Below are 20054 nucleotides of genomic sequence, written 5' to 3' on the forward strand. Positions count from 1 at the left end.
AAATATCATGTTATTTTACATTAAAATGGTGAAGTCTTATGAAAGTTTATGAAGGAAAGGCAAAGAGGATGATACCCCTAGATGAAGGAAAGATAATAATGGAATTTAAAGATGATGCTACAGCATTCAATGGAAAAAAGAAGGCCCAATTTGAAGGAAAAGGGGGACTTAACGCTCAAATAAGTGTCATTCTTTTCAAGCTCTTAGAAGAAAACGGCATAAAAACTCACTTCATAGGTGTTGCGGGAGACAACAAACTCATTGTAGAAAAACTCAAGATATACCCAATTGAAGTTGTTGTTAGGAACGTTGTTGCCGGAAGTTTGAAAAAGAGAGTGCCTATAGAGGAGGGAACAGAACTTCCGGAACCTATAATAGAGTTATATTATAAAAATGACGAACTTGGAGACCCCATGATAAATCACCACCATGCAAAAGTTCTTGGAGTGAGTGAAAGCGAACTCAAAGAAATTGAGAGCACTGCTTTAAAAGTTAACAGAATCCTTAAAGACTATTTTTCTCAAAAAGGTATAATCCTAGTTGATTTTAAACTTGAATTCGGTAAAAACGAGAGAGGAGAGATTATTCTGGGAGATGAAATAAGTCCAGATACATGCAGATTTTGGGATGCTAAAACAAAACAAAGCTTAGATAAGGATGTTTTCCGTTTTGATAAAGGCGATCTCATAGAGGCCTATGAAGAGATCTATAGACGACTCATCACTTGAAGGCTTTTTCTTTTCTTACCTATTTAAACTCCGTTAGCTTTGTTATCCTTACAACCTTCTTTAAGTCTCAACTACAAACCATTCTCCTCCTTCTTGATAGGCCACCATTGCACTATGGGTTCAATATTCTAAAATGGCTCACTGGTTAAGCTATGACCTACGACTACATCACTAACCCGAACATCAGAGAGTGCATGACAAAGGAAACAAAAAACAGAATTAAAACCTCACTCCATAATTGTTCACAATTATTCCTTTGTTCTCCCTTACTACACCGATCTCAAAGCTCTTGAAGTGCTTATTGAGGATTTCCAGGGCTTCCTCTTTCCCCTCTTTAGGCACAATAACCATGAAGCCAATTCCCATATTAAAAACTCTAAACATTTCTTCAAGTGGGACACCATTCTCGTGGATGAGCTTGAAGATACCACTTATTGGAGGCATCTCAAGCTGAAAACCATGACTTGTGAGTCGCTTGAGATTTAATAAACCGCCACCTGTGATATGAGCTAGGCCATGAACCTCCACTGTCTCCAGGAGCTCTAAAATTGGCTTCACATAAATCCTAGTTGGTTCCAAAAGATGCTGCCATAAGGACTTCCCCTCATACTCATACTCAAGCCCGTATTTTGGAATCAAAAGCTTTCTTGCCAGGGTTAGACCATTGGAATGAATTCCTGAACTTTCAATTCCTATTACTACATCGCCAGGTTTTACTCCCTTTCCCGTTATTACCTTTTCTTTCTCGACAATCCCGATGGCCGTTCCCGCAAGATCGAAGCCATTTATAAGCTCCGGGAGGATAGCAGTTTCCCCTCCAACAATGGCTATCCCGCTCTGCTTCGCTCCCTCGTATATTCCTTTTGCTATTTCCTCAAAAATTTGGTTGTTTGGCTCTTTCACAGCCAGATAATCCACAAGCGCAACTGGCTCTGCTCCAACACATATTAAATCATTTACATTCATAGCTATCATGTCAATTCCTATGGTATCAAATTTCCCCACTGCTTCAGCAACGAGAATCTTCGTTCCAACTCCATCAGTTGTCATTGCGAGATAGAAATCTTTGAAATCCATGAGTGCAGCGTAATGGCCGATATCTTCTTTGGGTTCACCTATTTTTCCCCTTCTAAATTCAAAACTGGCTTTTGCAAATGAGATAATACCCTTTAGAGCTTTTTGGGTTTTTTCATCATCAACACCAACCTGGGCATAAGTAAGCATTAGTGTCACCGAAGTTGAATTAGGATTGTGATTTAAAAATCTTATCATTATCATGTTCAAAAACTCTTAAATATATCCAATTTTTAACATATAAACGTCAATTAATCTAGGTGATGTCTATGGTAGGTATTAGAAATGAAATTGGAACGCCCCTAACCGATTCTGCCGTTAAGATAATGCTTCTTGGAAGCGGTGAGCTTGGAAAAGAGATAGCCATTGAGGCTCAAAGACTTGGAATAGAGGTAATAGCCGTAGACCGCTATCCAAATGCTCCCGCAATGCAAGTAGCTCATAAGGCTTATGTGGGCAATATGAAGGATAAAGACTTTTTATGGAGCATCGTTAAGAGAGAAAACCCAGATGCCATAGTGCCAGAGATAGAAGCAATAAACCTCGATGCTCTCTTTGAGATCGAAGAAGAGGGATACTTTGTTGTTCCAAATGCCAAAGCAACATGGATTGCAATGCATCGTGAAAGAACCCGGGAAACATTGGCAAAGAAAGCAAAGGTTCCCACATCACGATACATGTATGCCACAACTCTAGATGAGCTCTACGATGCATGTGAGAAGGTAGGCTATCCCTGTCATACCAAGGCCATAATGAGTTCCAGTGGGAAGGGATCTTACTTTGTGAAAGGCCCTGAAGATATCCCAAAAGCATGGGAGGTCGCAAAAAAGAAAGCACGTGGTAGTGCTGATAAGATAATAGTGGAAGAGCACATCGACTTTGATATTGAAATTACAGAGCTGGCAGTTAGGCACTTAGATGAGAATGGAAATGTGGTCACCACTTTCCCAAAACCCGTGGGCCATTATCAGATTGAGGGAGATTATCACTCAAGCTGGCAACCTGCAGAGATAAGTGAAAAGGCTGAGCGTGAAGTTTATAGAATAGCCAAAAGGATCACCGATGCTCTTGGAGGCCTTGGTATATTTGGAGTTGAAATGTTTGTTAAAGGAGATAAAGTATGGGCCAACGAAGTTTCCCCACGGCCACATGACACAGGAATGGTAACCATGGCTTCCCACCCAACTGGTTTTTCCGAGTTTGGACTTCACGTGAGGGCAATTTTAGGGCTCCCAATACCTGCGGTTGAGGAGAACAAAGTTAGAAAGTTCCCCCTACTTACTCCAGCTGCAACCCACGTAATACTATCAAATCAGGAAGGTTATGCTCCAAAATTCAGAAACGTTTTTAATGCACTCAACATTCCCAATACCACAATAAGGTTCTTTGGAAAACCCGATGCGTACAAGGGAAGACGTTTAGGAGTTGCATTAGCCTGGGATGAAGATGTCCAAGAAGCAAAGAAGAAAGCAGAAAAAGTCGCTCACACTATAGAGCTCAAGACCCGGAGTGGAGAATGGCAGGGGCAGGAGTTTATTAAAAAGATGCACCTGCTTTGATTTTTCTTTTTCAATCCCAAAGAGATCCAATCCGGAATCGTCCAAGAAGGATTTATATAAAAATTGCAAAAAAGCCTTGGAAAGAGCCACTAATTTCTCATCCTTTCCCTGTATTCCTCAAGCTTTTTCTTTAAGCTTTCATCCTTTAAAGCAAGGATCTCGATGGCGAGCAGTGCAGCGTTCTTTCCGTTGTCTATCCCCACGGTAGCAACGGGTATTCCCGGTGGCATCTGGGCTATGCTTAGAAGGGCATCCAGACCGCCGAGCTTTGCCGAGACGGGAACGCCTATTACCGGTCTGGTAGTATGGGCTGCCATAACCCCCGGTAAAGCCGCGCTTAGGCCCGCTATCGCTATGAAAACGTCGTAGTCCCTTTTAGCGAGTTCCTCAACCTTCTTCGGGTTTCTGTGAGCCGAGGCAACCTCGACGTCATAATCAACCCCGAATTCATCGAGGACTTCAGTTACTTTTTCGGCTATTTTCGAATCGCTTTTGCTTCCCATAACCACGAGCACCCTCATGGCCTTCACCGGCTGAGGTTCACTTCAAGCCTTATAATTGTTTTGCTAATTTTATGTCAAAACAAAACTTAAAAATAATAAATTTTAACAAATTCATGGTGAAGATCATGCGCGTTTTGCTTGTAGGTGCAGGTGGGAGGGAGAGTGCAATCGCTGAGGCCCTTTCAAGAGATTCAAAAGTTTATGTTGTCGCAAAGCACTTGAATCCTGGGATTAAAAGACTCGCAGATAAATATGGCCTTGCCAAGGAGACTGATGTGCAAAAGGTTCTTGAGTTTGCTTTGAAATGGAATGTTGATCTAGCCTTTATTGGCCCGGAAGCCCCTTTAGAGAAAGGTATTGTGAACATTCTTGAGGAAAATGGGATTCCAACTGTAGGCCCTACAAAAGAGGCAGCCCGACTTGAAACAAACAAGGCCTTTGCAAGAGTGATAATGGAGAAATATAAAATCCCCGGAAGAAAGCTCTTCAAAGTTTTTGATAACATTGCTGAGATGAAAACATGGATAGATGAGTTTGGAAAGCCGGTTGTTGTCAAACCCCTTGGATTAACAGGGGGTAAGGGCGTCAAAGTTGTCGGCTACCAGCTCAAAGATAACGAGGATGCAAAGAAATATGGTGAATATCTAATCAAAAAGGATGGAAAAGTCTTGATTGAGGAAAGAACGGATGGCGTTGAGTTCACTTTTCAGGTTTTCACGGATGGAAAAAGGGTAATTCCAATGCCCCTTGCTCAGGATTATCCCCACGCATACGAAGGTGATGTGGGCCCAATAACTGGAGGAATGGGTTCCTATTCCTGTGAAGATCATCTGTTGCCATTTGTAACACAGAAAGATTATGAAAAGGCCTTTGAGACCCTCAAAAAGACCATAAAAGCGATGCACAAAGAAGGAACACCCTACAAAGGTATTTTATATGGCCAGTTCATGCTTGCAAGTGATGGGCCAAAGGTAATTGAGTTCAACGCCCGATTTGGAGACCCCGAAGCAATGAACGTCCTGCCAATCCTAGAAAATTCTCTTGTGAAAATTGGAGAGGAAATTGTCGATGGCAACCTAAAAAAAGCAGAGTTTGAGAAAAAGTCAACCGTTGTGAAGTATATAGCGCCCAGAGGATATCCCACTGATCCAATTAAGGGAGTTAAAGTTCAAATCAAAGAGGATAAAATCAGAGAAGAAGGGGCCAAGATTTACTATGCGTCAGTTGATGAGAACTTCACAATGCTTGGCTCAAGAGCATTGGCGATTGTTGGAATAGCAGATACCCTTGAAGAAGCTGAGAAAATAGCTTCTCGGGGAATAAGACACGTTGAAGGTGAAATTTTCTACCGTAAAGATGTGGGAACAAAAGATAGTATTGCAAAGAGGATTGAGCTCATGAAAGCAATTAGGGGTGAGCTGAAATGATTACGAAGAACCAGGTTTTGGAAGTTTTAAATAATTACAATAAGGAAAAAATAGTCATCGGAGCAATAGGCAGTCATTCTGCCCTTGACATAGCCGATGGTGCGAAAACCGAAGGGTTTAAAACACTCATTGTCGCTCAAAAGGGAAGACACAGGACTTATGCCAAGTACTTTAAGCAAAAAACAACAAAGGACGGGTTGACAAAAGGCTTCATAGATGAGGTAATCATTTTGGAGAAGTTCGGCAGGATTATAGATATTCAAGAAGAGCTGATAAAAAAGAACGTTATCTTCATCCCCAACCGCTCCTTCGTGGTTTACACGGGCATCGACAGGGTCGAGAACGAGTTTAAGGTTCCCCTCTTCGGGAGCAGAAACTTATTGAGGAGCGAGGAAAGAAGCGAGGAGAAGAGCTACTACTGGCTCCTCGAGAGGGCGGGTCTTCCCTATCCGGAGGAAGTGAAGCCGGAGGAGATCGATGACGTCGGTCTGGTCATAGTTAAACTCCCCCACGCGAAGAAGAGACTTGAGCGCGGTTTCTTCACGGCAGCTTCCTATAAAGAGTTCCGCGAGAAGGCCGGAAGGCTTATCAAACTCAACGTGATCACCGAAGAAGACCTGGAAAGGGCCAGAATCGAGCGCTACATAATAGGCCCGGTCTTCAACTTCGATTTCTTCTACTCGCCGATAGATGAAGAGATCGAGCTTCTGGGGGTAGACTGGCGCTTCGAGACGAGTCTGGACGGTCATGTAAGACTTCCCGCGAGCCAGCAGCTCACCCTTCCGGAACACCAGTTCGAGCCAGAATATACAGTCTGCGGCCATGCGAGCTCGACTTTGAGGGAATCCCTGCTCGAGAAGGTCTTTGGCATGGCCGAGCGTTACGTCGAGGCCACTCAGAAGTATTACCCGCCCGGAATAATCGGGCCCTTCACATTGCAGACTACAGTTGACAAGGACCTGAACTTCTACATCTACGACGTGGCCCCGAGAACAGGCGGCGGGACCAACATACACATGGCTATGGGCCATCCCTACGGTAACTCCCTCTGGAGGAAGGAGATGAGCACCGGCCGGAGGGTGGCCCTCGAGATAAAGCGTGCGATCGAGCTGGACGAGCTCGAGAAGGTCGTTACCTGAGGTGATTCCAATGAGATGGAAGGTAAGGGTGGTGGTTCGTCTCAAGGAGGGCCTCAACGACCCGGAGGGAAGGGTCATCGGAAAGGCTCTCAAAAACCTCGGCTACGGGGTTGAGGGCCTAAAAGTCCCAAAGTGCTTCGAGTTCGAGCTCGAAAGCCAGAACCCGGAGAAGGACGTTGAAGAGATGTGCATAAAGCTCCTCGCCAATCCCCTGATACATACCTACGAATACGAGATAGAGCCGGCCGGTGAGTGATATGCCCAAGTTCGCCGTTGTGGTGTTCCCCGGAACGAACTGCGACTTCGAGACGGTTGAGGCGATTAGAAGAGCCGGAGGGGAAGCGGAGAGGGTGTGGTACAAAGGCAAACTCAAGGACTTCGACGGCGTCGTTCTGCCCGGGGGATTCAGCTACGCCGATTATCTCCGCGCAGGAGCAATAGCCGCGAGGCAGGAGATCATGGAGGAAGTTAAGGAGCTGGCCAGAGATGGAAAGCCCGTTCTCGGAATATGCAACGGCTTTCAGATCCTAACCGAGTCAAAACTCTTACCCGGAGCCTTAAGGCCCAACAAAACCCCGAGGTTCATCTGCAGATGGGTGCACCTGCACGTTGAGGACGTTGGGACGGCCTTTACATCGCTCTACGAACCCGGAGAGGTCATAAGAATGCCCATAGCCCACGCCGAAGGGAACTACTACACGGAAGATCCCGGCGTAAGGGTCGTCTTCCGCTACAGCGACGGTGATGGAAGGGTTACCGAAGAGGCGAACCCGAACGGATCGGTTTTCAACATAGCTGGAATAGCTAACGAGCGCGGCAACGTTCTTGGAATTATGCCCCACCCGGAGAGGGCGAGCGATCGCTTCCTTGGAAGTGAGGACGGCCTGAGACTCTTTAGAAGCATGGTGGAGTTTGCAAGGAGGTGAGCACATGTTTCCTCATGAGGAGAGGATCATCAGGGAAAGGCTCGGAAGGGAGCCCAACGGGGTTGAAAAAGCCATGCTCGAGGTTATGTGGAGCGAGCATGCCTCCTACAAGTCTAGCAGGCGCTGGTTAAAGCTCCTTCCAGTAAAAAACGAGCACGTGATTCTGGGTCCGGGTGAGGATGCAGGCGTCGTGAGGTTCGACGAGAACACCGCTATAGTGGTCGGAATAGAGAGCCACAACCACCCTTCGGCCGTGGAGCCCTACGGCGGTGCTTCAACAGGCGTGGGCGGAATAGTGAGGGACATCCTCTGCATGGGCGCTCGTCCAGTAGCATTACTGGATTCGATACGCTTCGGGCCGATTGACGGGGAGCGCAACAGGTACCTGCTCGAGGGGGTTGTGAAGGGTATATCCGACTACGGGAACAGAATAGGCGTCCCGACGGTTGGGGGAGAAGCGGAGTTCGATGAGAGCCTTGAGGGTTACACGCTCGTGAACGTAGCATGTGTTGGACTGATGAAGCCCGAAGACCTCGTCCACAGCTACGTTACCGAGGCCGGGCTCAAGCTGGTCCTCGTCGGCAACAGGACGGGAAGGGACGGAATCCACGGGGTTACGTTCGCGAGCGAGGAGCTGAGCGAAAACGAAGAGGACCGCTCCGCGGTGCAGATTCCGGATCCCTTCACGGAGAAGCTTTTAATTGAGGCAACCCTTGAAGCGCTCAAGACCGGAAAGATTAGGGCTCTAAAGGACCTCGGCGGTGGCGGTTTGACCTGCGCTTCCTCGGAGATGGCCGGAAAGAAGGGCTTTGGGGCCGTAATTTATGCCGATAGGGTTCTCCAAAGAGAGCCCAACATGAACGCCGTGGAGGTCATGATCTCGGAGAGTCAGGAGAGGATGCTCTTTGCAGTCAGGGAGGAGGATCTGGAGGAGATAGCAAAGATCTTTGAGAAGTACGGGCTCGAATGGGCCGTGGTGGGTGAAACAACAGACGAACCACGCTTCATCGTTTACTGGGGCGACGAGAGGGTTGCGGACTTGCCAGTAGAACTTCTGGTGGAGGTTCCCACGATAGAATGGGAGGCCAGGCCCTACACTCTCGAAAGGGACGTGGAAACGCCGGACATAAGCATCGAGGAAGCTCTCCTTAAGGTGCTCTCAAGTCCGAACGTAATGAGCAAGCGCTGGATCTGGGAGCAGTATGACCACGAGGTTCAGGGGAGAACGGTGTTAAAGCCCGGCCTCGACGCGGCGGTGCTTAAAATAAACGACGAATACGGACTGGCGTTTGTAAGCGACGGCAATCCGGGCCACAGCTACCTTAACCCCTACCATGGAGCGATGGGGACGGTTGCTGAAGTCGTTAGAAACCTCGTCAGCGTTGGGGCGAGACCTCTGGCGCTGGTGGACAACCTCAACTTCGCCTCTCCGGAAAGGCCCCATGTTTACTGGAGCTTTATGGAGACGGTTAAAGGTCTTAGGGATGCTGCGAGGGTTTTTGGACTGGCTTACGTGAGCGGGAACGTGAGTTTCTACAACGAGATCAACGGCAGACCTATAAAACCCACTCCCGTCGTTGCGGGCCTTGGAAAGGTGAGGCTCGAGCGCATCATGAGCATGGACTTCAAGGCCGAGGGGGATCTGATAGGCATCGTCGGACTAACGAGAAGGGAACTTGGAGGAAGCGAGCTTTACAGGGTTCTGGGGATTGAAGGGGGCATAGCACCGAGGGTTGACCCGGAGAGGGAAAGGGAAAAAGCCGGGGGCATTTTAAAGGCCATAGAGCTCGGGCTGGTGAAGGCCGTTCACGACGTTAGCAGGGGAGGTCTGGCTGTTGCACTCATAGAAATGGCCATTGCCGGAAACAAAGGCTTTAAAGTAGACATAACAAAGGTCCCGGTAGAGGAAGAACTCTCTCCCCTGGAAGTGCTCTTTTCAGAGAGCCACGGACGCTTTGTAGTGAGCTTTGAAAAGGAGAAACTTGGAAAATTGAAAGAATTTTTCAAGGACTTTGCCGTGATAGGGGAAGTAACGGGGAAAGCTCTCACATTCAATAACGGAAATGAGGAGTTAATCAAGCTAAGCCTGAGTAGGGCTCAGAACATCTACAATTCACTTCCAAATCTCCTGGGGGAGTGAATTTTATCTTTTACATTATTTAATAGACCTAAAGACTTCCGTGACCCACCTGCACTGAATAATTAGGTTGTAATAACATCTCCATTTCTAACAAAAGACTTAAAACATACTTACCGAACAATTGTTCGGGTAATCAAATGAAAGAGCTGGGGATAATTGGAGACGGAATAGCAGGATTAACTGCTGCCATTTCATTGACTAAAAAGGGTTTTGAAGTAGTTCTCATTGGAGAAGGGATAAAGAAAACAAATTCATATCTCGCCCAGGCAGGAATAGCCTTTCCTATTCTGGAGGGAGACTCCATTAGATCCCACGTTGTAGATACCATCAAAGCCGGACGTTATTTAAATAACGAAGAGGCTGTATGGAATGTGATTTCAAAATCTACAGAGGCTTATGATTTTTTACTTTCGCTTGGCCTAAGCTTTGAAGAGACTGAAATCGAAGGAGGACACTCCTTTCCAAGGATATTCACAATCAAAAATGAAACTGGAAAACATGTTACAAGGCTCCTTTATTTGAGGGCCAGAGAGCTTGGTGTTCAGTTCATAAAAGGTTTTGCATCTTCTCTGGCAATAAAAGACAAAAAATGTTATGGCGTTTTCCTCAATGGAGAATTCCTAAAGTTCGATGCCATAATATTGGCTACTGGAGGATACACCGCATTATATAAATTTACAGCAGGCTCTCCATTAAACCTGGGAATTCTAACGGGAGACTCTCTAATGAAAGGTGCTCTAGCAAGTAATTTAGAGTTCGTACAGTTCCATCCCACAGGCTTCGTTGGAAAAGAGGTTAAACTTATAAGTGAAGCTATACGGGGAGCAGGGGCTAAGCTAATCAATGAAAATGGGGAGAGGTTCGTTAATGAACTTGAACCAAGAGATATCGTTGCTAGGGCGATCTACAAACAGATGCAGGAAGGAAAGAGAGTTTATCTGGACGCGAGGGAAGTTAAAGGTTTCAAAGAAAAGTTCCCCCAGATTTATTCATTCCTGACCAAAGAGAAGATCAACCCCGAAGAAGATCTAATTCCAGTAACTCCAATTGCCCACTATTCTATAGGGGGTTTAAAAGTTGACCTCTATTACAGGACAAGTATTGAGAATCTCTATTCAATTGGAGAAGTAGCAGATAATGGATTTCATGGGGCAAACAGGCTGGCAAGCAATTCCCTTCTGGAATGCATAGTAAGCGGTTTAGAAGTTGCCAGAACTGTAATGAGGGATAATCCTAGGGTGGAACATCCCGGAGACGTTAAGGACACCACCCAAGAATTGGGTGACGTTGATAGTGTAAGAGAAATCCTCTGGAAACATGCTGGAATAGTAAGGAACGAGAATAACCTTAAAGAAGGATTAAAAAAGCTAATGGACGTTGATGTGGATGCAAGAATCAAACTCCTGGCAAGAGGTATTTTAGAGTGTGCCCTGAAAAGGAGGGAAAGCAGGGGGGCTCATTATAGGGAGGATTATCCTTTCACGAAGAAAGAATTTGAAAGACCCAGCCTTTTTTCAAGGAGGTGTATGTTATGAATCTGATTGATGAGATCATCAAGCTTAAGGAGGAGAGGAACGCGATAATCTTGGCCCACAACTACCAGCTACCGGAGGTTCAGGATGTGGCGGATTTCCTTGGGGACAGCCTCGAACTCGCGAGGAAGGCCACAAAGGTGGATGCCGACGTGATAGTCTTCGCGGGCGTTGACTTCATGGCCGAAACCGCTAAGATCCTCAACCCGGACAAAACCGTTCTCCTGCCCGTTAGAGGGGCCACGTGCGCGATGGCCAACATGCTGAAGGTCGAGCACATCCTCGAGGCAAGGAAGCGCTATCCGAACGCCCCGGTGGTTCTCTACGTGAACACGACGGCCGAAGCCAAGGCCCACGCCGACGTCACGGTTACGTCCGCCAACGCCGCAGAGATCGTGGAGAAGCTCGATGCCGACACGGTCATCTTCGGGCCCGATAACAACTTAGCTTACTACGTGGCAAAGAGGACAGGAAAGAGGATCATCCCGATCCCGGAAGGAGGGCACTGCTACGTTCACAGGAAGTTCACCCTTGAGGATGTTGAGAGGGCCAGAAGGCTCTACCCAAAGGCAAAGCTCATGGTTCACCCTGAATGTAACCCTGAGGTGCAGGAAGAGGCTGACCTGATAGTCTCCACCGGAGGAATGGTCAGAAACGCGTGCCAGCACGACGAATGGGTCGTCTTCACGGAGAGGGAAATGTGCTACCGCCTGCAGAAGCTCTATCCGGGCAAGAAGTTCCACCCGGCGAGGGAAGATGCCTTCTGCATAGGAATGAAGGCCATAACGCTCAGGCACCTCTACGAGTCTCTTAGAGATATGAAGCACAGGGTTGAAGTTCCCGGTGAAATCGCCAAGAGGGCCAGAAGGGCTATAGAGAGGATGCTGGAGTTGAGCGGTTGAGGCTTTAGGGGTGATGGTATGGTTTCCCTTAACTATCTCCTGCGCTTCATCGAGGAGGACGCACCCTTCGGGGACGTTACGAGCGAGGCGGTAATCCCCGAAGGAACTAAAGCCAGAGCGGTCGTAATAGCCAGGCAGAGCGGGGTTATAGCGGGTATCGAGGAGGCGAAGGCCCTTTTCGAGCACTTCGGGGTTAAAGTAGATGCTAAAAGGCGCGACGGCGAGGAGGTTGAGAAGGGCGACGTTATCCTCGAGCTCCGCGGAGACGCGAGGAAAATACTGCTCGTTGAAAGAACAGCTCTTAACGTGATGGGGCGGATGAGCGGCATCGCCACAGAGGTAAGGAACCTTGTAAAGAAGGTTAGGGCTGTTAACCCGAAGGTGCGCGTTGCTGGAACGAGGAAGACCCTTCTAAAACCCATCGACAAGAGGGCCATTCTCATAGGCGGCGGGGAGATGCACCGCTTCTCGCTGAGCGACGCGGTACTCATAAAGGACAACCACCTCGCTCTGGTCCCGCTTGAAGAAGCGGTAAGAAGGGCGAGGGAGTTCAGCGTTTACAAAGTAATTGAGGTCGAGGTAGAAAGGGTGGAAGACGCCCTAAAGGCCGCCAGAGCCGGAGCGGACGTGGTGATGCTCGACAACATGACGCCGGAGCAGGTTGAGGAGGTTCTCGAGGCTTTGAGGCGCGAGGGGTTAAGGGAGGCCGTTAAGATCGAGGTAAGCGGCGGGGTAACTCCAGAAAACATAGGGGAGTACGCAGGGCTCGACGTTGACGTTATAAGCCTCGGCTACCTGACGCACAGCGTGAGGAACTTCGACGTGAGCCTCGAGATAATCGAGAAGCTATAACCCCTCTTTTGTTTTCCGTTTGGAGACCTCTGAACACCGGCGGATTAGATGGCAAACCTAAGAAAAAAACTGAGAGGGGTTTAATTTTTGTTCTTTATCCCTATCCTGAATCCATCTCCGGTGTCGAAAACCCCGATGGCCAGGACCGGATGGGGGAAGTGGAGTCCCAGAGCCCTCTCCGCCAGCTCATCTTCGTCCTCGAACTCCAGACCAAGGGTTTCGATGCCCTCAACGTTGTAGGTGGTCGTGAAGAAGGCCCTTCCCTCCTCGAGCTCAACCCTCTTCACCCAGAGGTGGTCCCTTCCCGCGAAGCCCAGAAACCCCTCCTCGCTTCCCCGTTCTATTATTCCCGCTATCCTCGGGGTGTTAAGGCTATCCCTCTCGTAGTCCATGGCATCCAGAACGTGGATCAGGGCCTTTTTCGGGCTTTCCCACTCCAGAGACTGGGCTACGAAGGTCGTATGGGTGCCGTTGCCGATTACGGCGTAGTTTCCGGTGAGCTTAACGGCGGTATAGCTCACGTAGGGGTTGGACGTCTCCGTCAGGTTGATCACAACCACCCCGTCTCCCCTCAGTTCCGCCCTTCTCCTCGGGAAGGACCTCGAGCTCAGACGATAGAAGGCGAAGGGCCTGCCCTTCCTCAGCCCGAGACCCAGCATCCTTCCGGTGTACCTCAAGTTACCACCTCCTCAAGGCGGCCCTCATCCATGGCCATCCTGATCTCCCGGGCTATCCTCTGGCCCATCATCAGCTCCTCGCCCCAGTAAATGGAGGAATACCAGTGTTTGGCGTTGCTTCCGCCGTCTATGCGCGAGGCGAAGCCCACGCACCTGAAAGAGGTGTCGTAGGCAAAGTGAAGGGCGAAGGGCCCTATGACGCCTGGGGGCTCGAGCCTTTCCATGGCCTCGACGAAGGCCAGACCGTAGTCGTAGAGCCGTGGTAAGAGGGATTCCCTCAGGGCCACGCTCCTGTTGCCGACTATCGTGTAGGGCAGCACCTTAAAGGGCCTCCTGCCGTTTGCGTCTGCTATAACCAGCCTCTCATCTACCCCAAAGAGCTCCAGCCTTTCGAGTAGGGGGGAGTAGAAGAAGTGCACGTAGATGAAGACCCCATCGACAAAGCGCTCGATCCTGTAGGGTTCTTTAACCCCCGCAAGCTTCCCGGGAAGTTCCCTTCCAAGGGCCACGAAGTGTCCGCTCCCCCCTCTGGGCCCCTCCATCCTGACGAAGTAGAGCTCGTCGTCCCTGACCTCGTCGACATCGAAGACCTCCACCCCCGGAATCCCGGCCTTCTTTAGAGCCCTGTCCACGAGCTCGAATCGGGTTTCCCACTTCAGAAAACGCCTGTTCCCAAAGAACCTCGTTTTGCTCTTCTCTATCGCGTCAATCCCGAGGTAAGCCACGAAGGAGCCGTGGGGGATCACCACGCCTTCATCCTTCAGTATCTCCCCCATATCCCGGGTCACTCTGAGCTCGTCAACCACGGGAATCGAGGAGTAGAAGGCCTTCCTTTTCGGCGAAACGTAGAGCCGGGTTTTAAAGCCCTCCCTCTTTGCCCCCGCAACTATCTGCAAGGCTGAGTGAGATGCTATCGTCGAGAGGATCATTCCATCACCTCCAGAAGCTCCTCACTCTTCAGTATCTTTCCATCCTTCATCACCCTCATGGTGTCCCCGCTGACCTCGTCTATAACCAGAAGCTCCCCGCCCTTCCGCCCGAACTCAATCTTGAAATCAATGATCCCCAAACCCTTTTCCTCGAAGAATTCATGAAGAACGCCAGCTACCTGTCGGGTGAGGCCCTTCATGAGGGCTATCTCCTTCGCGCTGGCAATTCCCAGCTTCTCTATGGCTTCCTCGCAGATCGGAGGATCCTCAAGAGCGTCGTCCTTCAGGGTGAACTCGACGATGTTGAGCTCCTCCAGAGGCCTTACGAATCGCCCGTATCTCCTCAGAAAGCTTCCGTATGCCCTGAAACGGTAGATGACCTCCAGAGGGATGCGCTCCGTCTTCAGGAACCTCGCCCTTCTTTCGTCTATCCTCTCCACAAAGTGCGTTTTTATGCCCTCCCTTTCGAGGAGTTTAAAGAAGAATTCCGTCTGCTTCAGGATGGCGCTTCCCTTGCCCCTTCTCTCTCCTATAACCTCGTTCCCGCCCGTATCTTCCCTTCCATCGGCTCCGAGAACGCTGTCCTTGAAGTGGAAGACGAGGTAAGGGCCTTCGTCGTAGACGTCCTTCGTCTTTCCCCTGTAAGCCGGCTCCATCCTTAACCCCTCATCATATCCCTGACTATCTTTATGGCGCAGAGGTCACCGCACATCGAGCAGGCCTCCGTGGAGGTCGGCCTCTCCTTCCGTATCTCGACAAAGCGCTCCTTATCCATCGCCATCTCAAACTGCCTTTTCCAGTTGAGCTCGCCCCTCGCCCTGCTCATCTCGCGGTCGAGCCTGTAGTCCCTCTCGAAGCGCGTTAAATTCACGGCGTGTGCCGCTATCTTCGAAGCTATCACCCCGAGGCGCACGTGCTCCCCCTCCGGCAGCCCGAGGTGCTCCGCCGGGGTTACGTAGCAGAGAAAGTCGGCGCCGTTCAAAGCGGCTATGGCCCCGCCGATGGCAGCGGTTATGTGGTCGTAACCCGGGAAGACGTCCGTGACGAGGGGGCCAAGTACGTAGAAGGGGGCGTTATCGGTGGCGACCTTGGCCATCTTCACCTGCATGGCTATCTGGTCTATGGGCACGTGGCCGGGGCCCTCGACCATCGTCTGTACTCCAGAGCTTCTGGCCCTCCTGACGAGGCGTCCGAGGGTGAAGAGCTCGCTCATCTGAAGCTCATCGCCCGCATCCGGCAGACCGCCGGGCCTGAGCCCATCTCCGAGGCTCAGAACGACATCATACTCCCTTGCAAGCTCCAGCAGGTAGTCGTAGTTCTCGTAAAACGGGTTTTCCCGGTCCCAGTGGTCTATCCACGCTGCCAGAAAGGTTCCTCCCCTCGAGACCATGCCCACGACCCTTTTTGCCCTCTTCATCTTCTCCACGACTTCCCTCGTAACTCCGGCGTGAATCGTTGCAAAGTCGACGCCGTCCTTGAAGTGCTTCTCCACGGCCTTCCACATATCATCCTCATCCATGTCTATTATGGCCCTGCCTCTGGCGAGCATCTCCTCGGCGGCCTGATAGATTGGAACGGTGCCGATGGGAACATCAACGGCTTTCATTATCCTCTTCCGGATCTCGTCGAGGTCCCCTCCCGTGGAAAGGTCCATTATGGTGTCGGCCCCGTATTTCACCGCCGTTTTGGCCTTCTCTATCTCCTCCTCAACGTTGACTATGTCCCTCGAGGTTCCTATGTTGGCGTTGACCTTCACCCTGACGCCCCTTCCAACCGCGACGGGCTTAACCCGGTCGTGTCTCACGTTCCTCAAGATGACCGTGTAACCTCTGGCAACGTTCTTCCTGAGGTCTTCGGCCCTTATTCCCTCTTTCCTTGCTATGTAATCCATTTCTCGAGTGATTATACCTTTTCTGGCATCCTCCATCTGGGTCATGTAGACCACCCTTTGATAACAAAGTTTTTAAATTTCAATACTAAGTTTTAGTCGAGCTTTATGAAGTTTTCGGGTGGGGGGACATGCTGAAAGATGCTGTAATAAGTCGGGCGATAATTGAGAGCTACTTCGAAGAACTCTTAGAGCACCTGAACCTCGACGTTGCCGTGATTGGAGCCGGCCCATCGGGAATGGTCGCCGCTTATTACCTCGCCAAGGGCGGCGCAAAGGTGGCGATCTTCGAGAAGAAGCTCAGCATAGGTGGAGGAATCTGGGGAGGAGGAATAGGATTTAACAAAGTGGTCGTTCAGGAGGAGGCGAAAGAGGTTCTGGACGAGTTCGGCATATTCTACAGGGAATTCGAGAAGGGTTACTACGTTGCAGATGCTGTTGAAGTGGCAACGACAATAGCGAGCAGAACTGTGAAGGCCGGCGTGAAGATCTTCAACATGGTTGAAGTCGAGGATTTGGTCGTTAAAAACAACCGCGTGGCTGGAGTTGTTATCAACTGGACACCCGTTAAGATGACAAACCTCCACGTTGATCCGCTAACGGTTGAAGCCAGGTTCGCAATTGATTCCACAGGTCATGGAGCACAAATAACCCAGTTACTTGAAAAGAGAGGTCTGATCGAGAGGTTTCCCGGCGAGGGTGCGATGTGGGCGGATATGGGAGAGAAACTAACGGTGGAGCACACCGGAGAGGTTTATCCTGGGCTCTACGCTACCGGAATGGCGGCCAATGCTGTCGCAGGAGCGCCAAGAATGGGACCAATATTTGGTGGAATGTTCTTAAGCGGAAAGAAGGCCGCGATAGAGATATTAGAGAAGCTTAAAAAATGAAATAGCGCTCTTAAGTTTTGCTTTCTTCTTTTTTAACTCATAACTTCTCACATTAGCCACAAGTTTTATATTCAAGTTTTTTCTTTAATATAATTGAAAAGATTGACTTGAGGTGATTGGTATGGGAAAGCTTGATGTTATCGAGCAGAAAGGGACCGAACGTTTGAAGCGCGGTTTTGCCAAGATGGTCAAAGGCGGCGTTATAATGGACGTTACAAACGCCGAGCAGGCCAGAATAGCTGAAGAAGCTGGAGCTGTTTCCGTTATGGCACTCCACAAAGTCCCGGCAGACATAAGGAAGGCAGGTGGAGTTGCAAGAATGGCACCGGTTGAAAAGATCCAAGAGATAATGGATGCAGTTACGATTCCCGTTATGGCAAAAATCAGGATAGGGCATTACGCCGAAGCCTATGCTCTGGAAGCCTTGGGTGTTGACATGATTGACGAAAGCGAAGTCCTCACACCAGCCGACCCTTACTTCCACGTGGACAAGAGGAAATTCAAAGTGCCATTTGTTTGCGGTGCAAGGAACCTCGGCGAAGCCGTGAGGAGGATCTGGGAAGGTTCGGCAATGATCAGAACCAAGGGCGAAGCCGGAACCGGAAACATAGTTGAAGCAGTAAGGCATGTAAGGCTGGTCAATGAGAACATCAAGCTTCTGAAAAGGTTAACAGATGAGCAGATTTATCAGGTGGCCAAAAAGTTTGCGGAACCTTACCTAAGGTTAGCCCTGGAAATTAAACAAACAAGCGGTCTGGAGCCCAGAGTTTTAGAGAATGAACCGGTTTATGAGGAATACACCTATCAGGAGATAGTGGACGGCCTCTACAGGATTCTTCTCGAAATTAAGAAACTGCAGAGGTTACCTGTGGTTAACTTCGCCGCCGGTGGTGTGGCGACTCCGGCGGATGCTGCTCTAATGATGCAGATGGGAATGGACGGCGTTTTCGTTGGAAGCGGGATCTTCAAGAGTTCCGACCCGGAGAAGATGGCGAGAGCGATAGTTGAGGCCGTCAACCACTATGACGAGCCGGAGATAGTTGCGGAGATAAGCAGGGAAATAGGAGAACCAATGAGCGGTCTTAGCATCGAGCAACTCGAAGTTCGCCTCGAGGAGAGGGGAATCTGAACCGAGGTGCCCTCGATGGTGAAAGTAGGCGTCATAGGCCTTCAGGGTGACGTGAGTGAGCACATAGACGCAACTAAGAGAGCCCTGAAGAACCTCGGGGTCTCCGGCGAGGTCATCTGGCTGAGGAGGAAGGAACAGCTCGAGGACGTTTCAGCCCTTATAATCCCCGGCGGCGAGAGCACGACCATATCGAGGCTGATGGAGAGAAACGGCCTTCTGGAGCCGGCAAGGAAGCTCGGTGAGGATAGCTTACCCATAATGGGAACCTGCGCGGGCCTCATAATGCTCTCAAAGGAGGTTATCGGGGCCACCCCGGGGCAGAGGTTCCTCGAGCTTCTGGATGTGAGGGTTTCCAGAAACGCCTACGGCAGGCAGGTGGACAGCTTCGAGGCCCCTGTAAAGCTTTCCTTCAGCGAAGAACCCTTCCCGGGCGTCTTCATCCGCGCCCCGAGAATCCTCGGGCTTTTGAGCGAGAGAGTGGAGCCCATAGCGTGGCTCGAGGACAGACCCGTTGGGGTGGAGCAGAAAAACATCATCGGCCTCGAGTTCCATCCCGAGCTTACGGAAGACACAAGGGTCCACGAGTACTTCCTCGAGAAGGCCCTTTAGTTTTTTACATTTTTCTGTAAAAATAAACCTTAAAAATTACTAATTTTTACACTTTTATGGTGATAGAATGGAGTTTAGAATAGCAACCTACGCCTCCCATTCAGCGCTGCAGATCCTCCACGGGGCAAAACTCGAGGGGTTTAAAACACTTGTCTTTGGAAGGGAGCGAGTGAAACCGCTCTACACCAAGTACTTCCCCCTTGCGGACGAGTTCGTTCCCGGCGAATACCCCGAGGAGGAGCTGATCGAGAAAAACGCAATAGTCATCCCCACCGGCTCGTTTGTAGCGCACATCGGCGTTGAGCGGGTTGAGAGCATGAAAGCCCTGTATTACGGAAACAAAAAAGTTCTAAGATGGGAAAGCGACAGATCGCTCGAGAGAAAGTGGCTCGAGGAGGCGAGAATAAAAACCCCCGAGGTCATTGAAGACCCGGATGATATAGACAGGCCGGTAATAGTAAAGCCCCATGGAGCCAAGGGAGGTAAGGGATATTTTCTGGCAAAAACCCCAGAAGAGTTCTGGAAAAAGGCATCAAAGCTTGGAATTAAGGACAAGGAAGACCTGGAGAAAGTTCAGATACAAGAATACATCATGGGCGTCCCGGTTTATCCGCACTTTTTCTACTCGAAGCTTAACGGAGAGCTCGAGCTTATGAGCATGGACAAGAGATACGAAAGCAACGCCGATGCAATAGGGAGAATAAACGCTGAACAGCAGCTTGAAATTGGTGTGGAAACGAGCTATACAGTTGTAGGGAACATCCCCATAGTCCTCAGGGAAAGCCTTCTCATGGATATAATCGAAGCAGGCGAAAGAGTGGTAAAAGCTTCAGAGAAGCTTATGGGAGGCTTATGGGGCCCCTTCTGTCTTGAAGGTGTGATCACAGAAGATATGGAGTTCGTAGTTTTCGAAATCTCAGCGAGAATTGTGGCCGGAACCAATCCTTTCATAAACGGTTCTCCGTATACGTGGCTGAGATACAATGAACCCATGAGCACCGGAAGGAGGGTCGCTAGGGAGATAAAACAAGCAATAGAAGAGGACAGACTTAATGAAATTCTAACTTAGCTTTGTTATTTCAGAATCAAGTTATCCGAAATATGGGAACTGTGTTTCATAGCAAAATACAAGGGAGGCTACTCCTCTAAC

The 20054-nt window shown here is 49.6% G+C and carries 20 protein-coding genes; 14 read left to right on the top strand and 6 right to left on the bottom strand.

All coding sequences use genetic code 11. From position 1 onward, the window contains the following. The first annotated feature begins 38 nt into the window (after positions 1–38). Positions 39–728, top strand: coding sequence for a phosphoribosylaminoimidazolesuccinocarboxamide synthase (gene purC / locus ACZ5NL_RS05445; protein WP_464841204.1), 690 nt, complete (start codon positions 39–41; stop codon positions 726–728). A gap of 219 nt (positions 729–947) precedes the next feature. Here the strand turns inward: purC and purM are convergent, their stop codons facing one another. Further along, entirely contained in the window at positions 948–1952 is a 1005-nt protein-coding gene (purM, locus tag ACZ5NL_RS05450; RefSeq protein WP_464843332.1) for a phosphoribosylformylglycinamidine cyclo-ligase, read from the bottom strand. A gap of 119 nt (positions 1953–2071) precedes the next feature. On the opposite strand from purM, the gene purT reads away from it, so the two are divergent. Then, a complete protein-coding gene (gene purT / locus ACZ5NL_RS05455) occupies positions 2072–3361 on the top strand; it encodes a phosphoribosylglycinamide formyltransferase 2 (protein WP_464841205.1) in 1290 nt (429 codons plus the stop codon). Between the two features lie 89 nt (positions 3362–3450). Here the strand turns inward: purT and purE are convergent, their stop codons facing one another. After that, on the bottom strand, positions 3451–3882 hold the full coding sequence (purE, locus tag ACZ5NL_RS05460) for a 5-(carboxyamino)imidazole ribonucleotide mutase (protein ID WP_464843333.1): 432 nt from the start codon (positions 3880–3882) through the stop codon (positions 3451–3453). 107 nt (positions 3883–3989) lie between these two features. Between purE and purD the strand changes: the two genes are divergently transcribed. The 8 genes from purD to nadC all read left to right on the top strand — a co-directional run bounded on the left by purD (position 3990) and on the right by nadC (position 12782). Next, positions 3990–5291: a phosphoribosylamine--glycine ligase gene (gene purD, locus ACZ5NL_RS05465; RefSeq protein ID WP_464843334.1), complete on the top strand. Its 1302-nt coding sequence runs from the start codon at positions 3990–3992 to the stop codon at positions 5289–5291. Continuing rightward, on the top strand, positions 5288–6430 hold the full coding sequence (locus ACZ5NL_RS05470; RefSeq protein ID WP_464841206.1) for a formate--phosphoribosylaminoimidazolecarboxamide ligase family protein: 1143 nt from the start codon (positions 5288–5290) through the stop codon (positions 6428–6430). Before purD ends, ACZ5NL_RS05470 begins: the two co-directional genes overlap by 4 nt. A 10-nt stretch (positions 6431–6440) precedes the next feature. Next, positions 6441–6686: a phosphoribosylformylglycinamidine synthase subunit PurS gene (gene purS / locus ACZ5NL_RS05475; RefSeq protein WP_464841207.1), complete on the top strand. Its 246-nt coding sequence runs from the start codon at positions 6441–6443 to the stop codon at positions 6684–6686. 1 nt (position 6687) lies between these two features. Further along, complete coding sequence (gene purQ, locus ACZ5NL_RS05480; protein WP_464841208.1) at positions 6688–7356, top strand: phosphoribosylformylglycinamidine synthase I; 669 nt, start codon at positions 6688–6690, stop codon at positions 7354–7356. A 4-nt stretch (positions 7357–7360) separates the two neighbouring features. After that, positions 7361–9496 carry a phosphoribosylformylglycinamidine synthase subunit PurL gene (gene purL, locus ACZ5NL_RS05485; protein ID WP_464841209.1) on the top strand — a complete coding sequence of 712 codons (2136 nt, stop codon included), beginning with the start codon at positions 7361–7363 and terminating at the stop codon, positions 9494–9496. A 137-nt stretch (positions 9497–9633) separates the two neighbouring features. After that, a complete protein-coding gene (locus tag ACZ5NL_RS05490) occupies positions 9634–11031 on the top strand; it encodes an L-aspartate oxidase (protein WP_464841210.1) in 1398 nt (465 codons plus the stop codon). Beyond that, positions 11028–11930 carry a quinolinate synthase NadA gene (gene nadA, locus ACZ5NL_RS05495; protein WP_464841211.1) on the top strand — a complete coding sequence of 301 codons (903 nt, stop codon included), beginning with the start codon at positions 11028–11030 and terminating at the stop codon, positions 11928–11930. Before ACZ5NL_RS05490 ends, nadA begins: the two co-directional genes overlap by 4 nt. 18 nt (positions 11931–11948) lie before the next feature. Next, positions 11949–12782: a carboxylating nicotinate-nucleotide diphosphorylase gene (gene nadC / locus ACZ5NL_RS05500; protein WP_464841212.1), complete on the top strand. Its 834-nt coding sequence runs from the start codon at positions 11949–11951 to the stop codon at positions 12780–12782. An 80-nt stretch (positions 12783–12862) separates the two neighbouring features. Here nadC and ACZ5NL_RS05505 read toward each other — a convergent pair whose 3' ends face one another. Genes ACZ5NL_RS05505 through thiC form a run of 4 tightly spaced genes read right to left on the bottom strand, consistent with a single transcriptional unit; the run spans position 12863 to position 16324 of the window. Beyond that, on the bottom strand, positions 12863–13459 hold the full coding sequence (locus ACZ5NL_RS05505; RefSeq protein WP_464841213.1) for an IMP cyclohydrolase: 597 nt from the start codon (positions 13457–13459) through the stop codon (positions 12863–12865). Continuing rightward, on the bottom strand, positions 13456–14388 hold the full coding sequence (locus tag ACZ5NL_RS05510; protein ID WP_464841214.1) for a formate--phosphoribosylaminoimidazolecarboxamide ligase: 933 nt from the start codon (positions 14386–14388) through the stop codon (positions 13456–13458). Before ACZ5NL_RS05510 ends, ACZ5NL_RS05505 begins: the two co-directional genes overlap by 4 nt. Continuing rightward, positions 14385–15044: a phosphoribosylaminoimidazolesuccinocarboxamide synthase gene (locus ACZ5NL_RS05515; RefSeq protein WP_464841216.1), complete on the bottom strand. Its 660-nt coding sequence runs from the start codon at positions 15042–15044 to the stop codon at positions 14385–14387. The genes ACZ5NL_RS05510 and ACZ5NL_RS05515 overlap by 4 nt, the downstream gene beginning before the upstream one ends. Before the next feature lie 2 nt (positions 15045–15046). Beyond that, entirely contained in the window at positions 15047–16324 is a 1278-nt protein-coding gene (gene thiC, locus ACZ5NL_RS05520) for a phosphomethylpyrimidine synthase ThiC (protein WP_464841218.1), read from the bottom strand. An 83-nt stretch (positions 16325–16407) separates the two neighbouring features. Here thiC and ACZ5NL_RS05525 point away from each other — a divergent pair, with 83 nt between their 5' ends. The 4 genes from ACZ5NL_RS05525 (at position 16408) to ACZ5NL_RS05540 (ending at position 19973) form a co-directional block, all read left to right on the top strand. Continuing rightward, positions 16408–17166: a sulfide-dependent adenosine diphosphate thiazole synthase gene (locus ACZ5NL_RS05525; RefSeq protein WP_464841220.1), complete on the top strand. Its 759-nt coding sequence runs from the start codon at positions 16408–16410 to the stop codon at positions 17164–17166. Positions 17167–17287: 121 nt separating this feature from the next. After that, a complete protein-coding gene (gene pdxS, locus ACZ5NL_RS05530) occupies positions 17288–18295 on the top strand; it encodes a pyridoxal 5'-phosphate synthase lyase subunit PdxS (RefSeq protein WP_464841221.1) in 1008 nt (335 codons plus the stop codon). Between the two features lie 15 nt (positions 18296–18310). Beyond that, a complete protein-coding gene (pdxT, locus tag ACZ5NL_RS05535) occupies positions 18311–18904 on the top strand; it encodes a pyridoxal 5'-phosphate synthase glutaminase subunit PdxT (RefSeq protein ID WP_464841223.1) in 594 nt (197 codons plus the stop codon). Between the two features lie 67 nt (positions 18905–18971). Next, positions 18972–19973 carry a formate--phosphoribosylaminoimidazolecarboxamide ligase gene (locus tag ACZ5NL_RS05540; protein ID WP_464841225.1) on the top strand — a complete coding sequence of 334 codons (1002 nt, stop codon included), beginning with the start codon at positions 18972–18974 and terminating at the stop codon, positions 19971–19973. Positions 19974–20054: the final 81 nt, after the last annotated feature.

It is taken from the genome of Thermococcus aegaeus, from assembly GCF_055393685.1.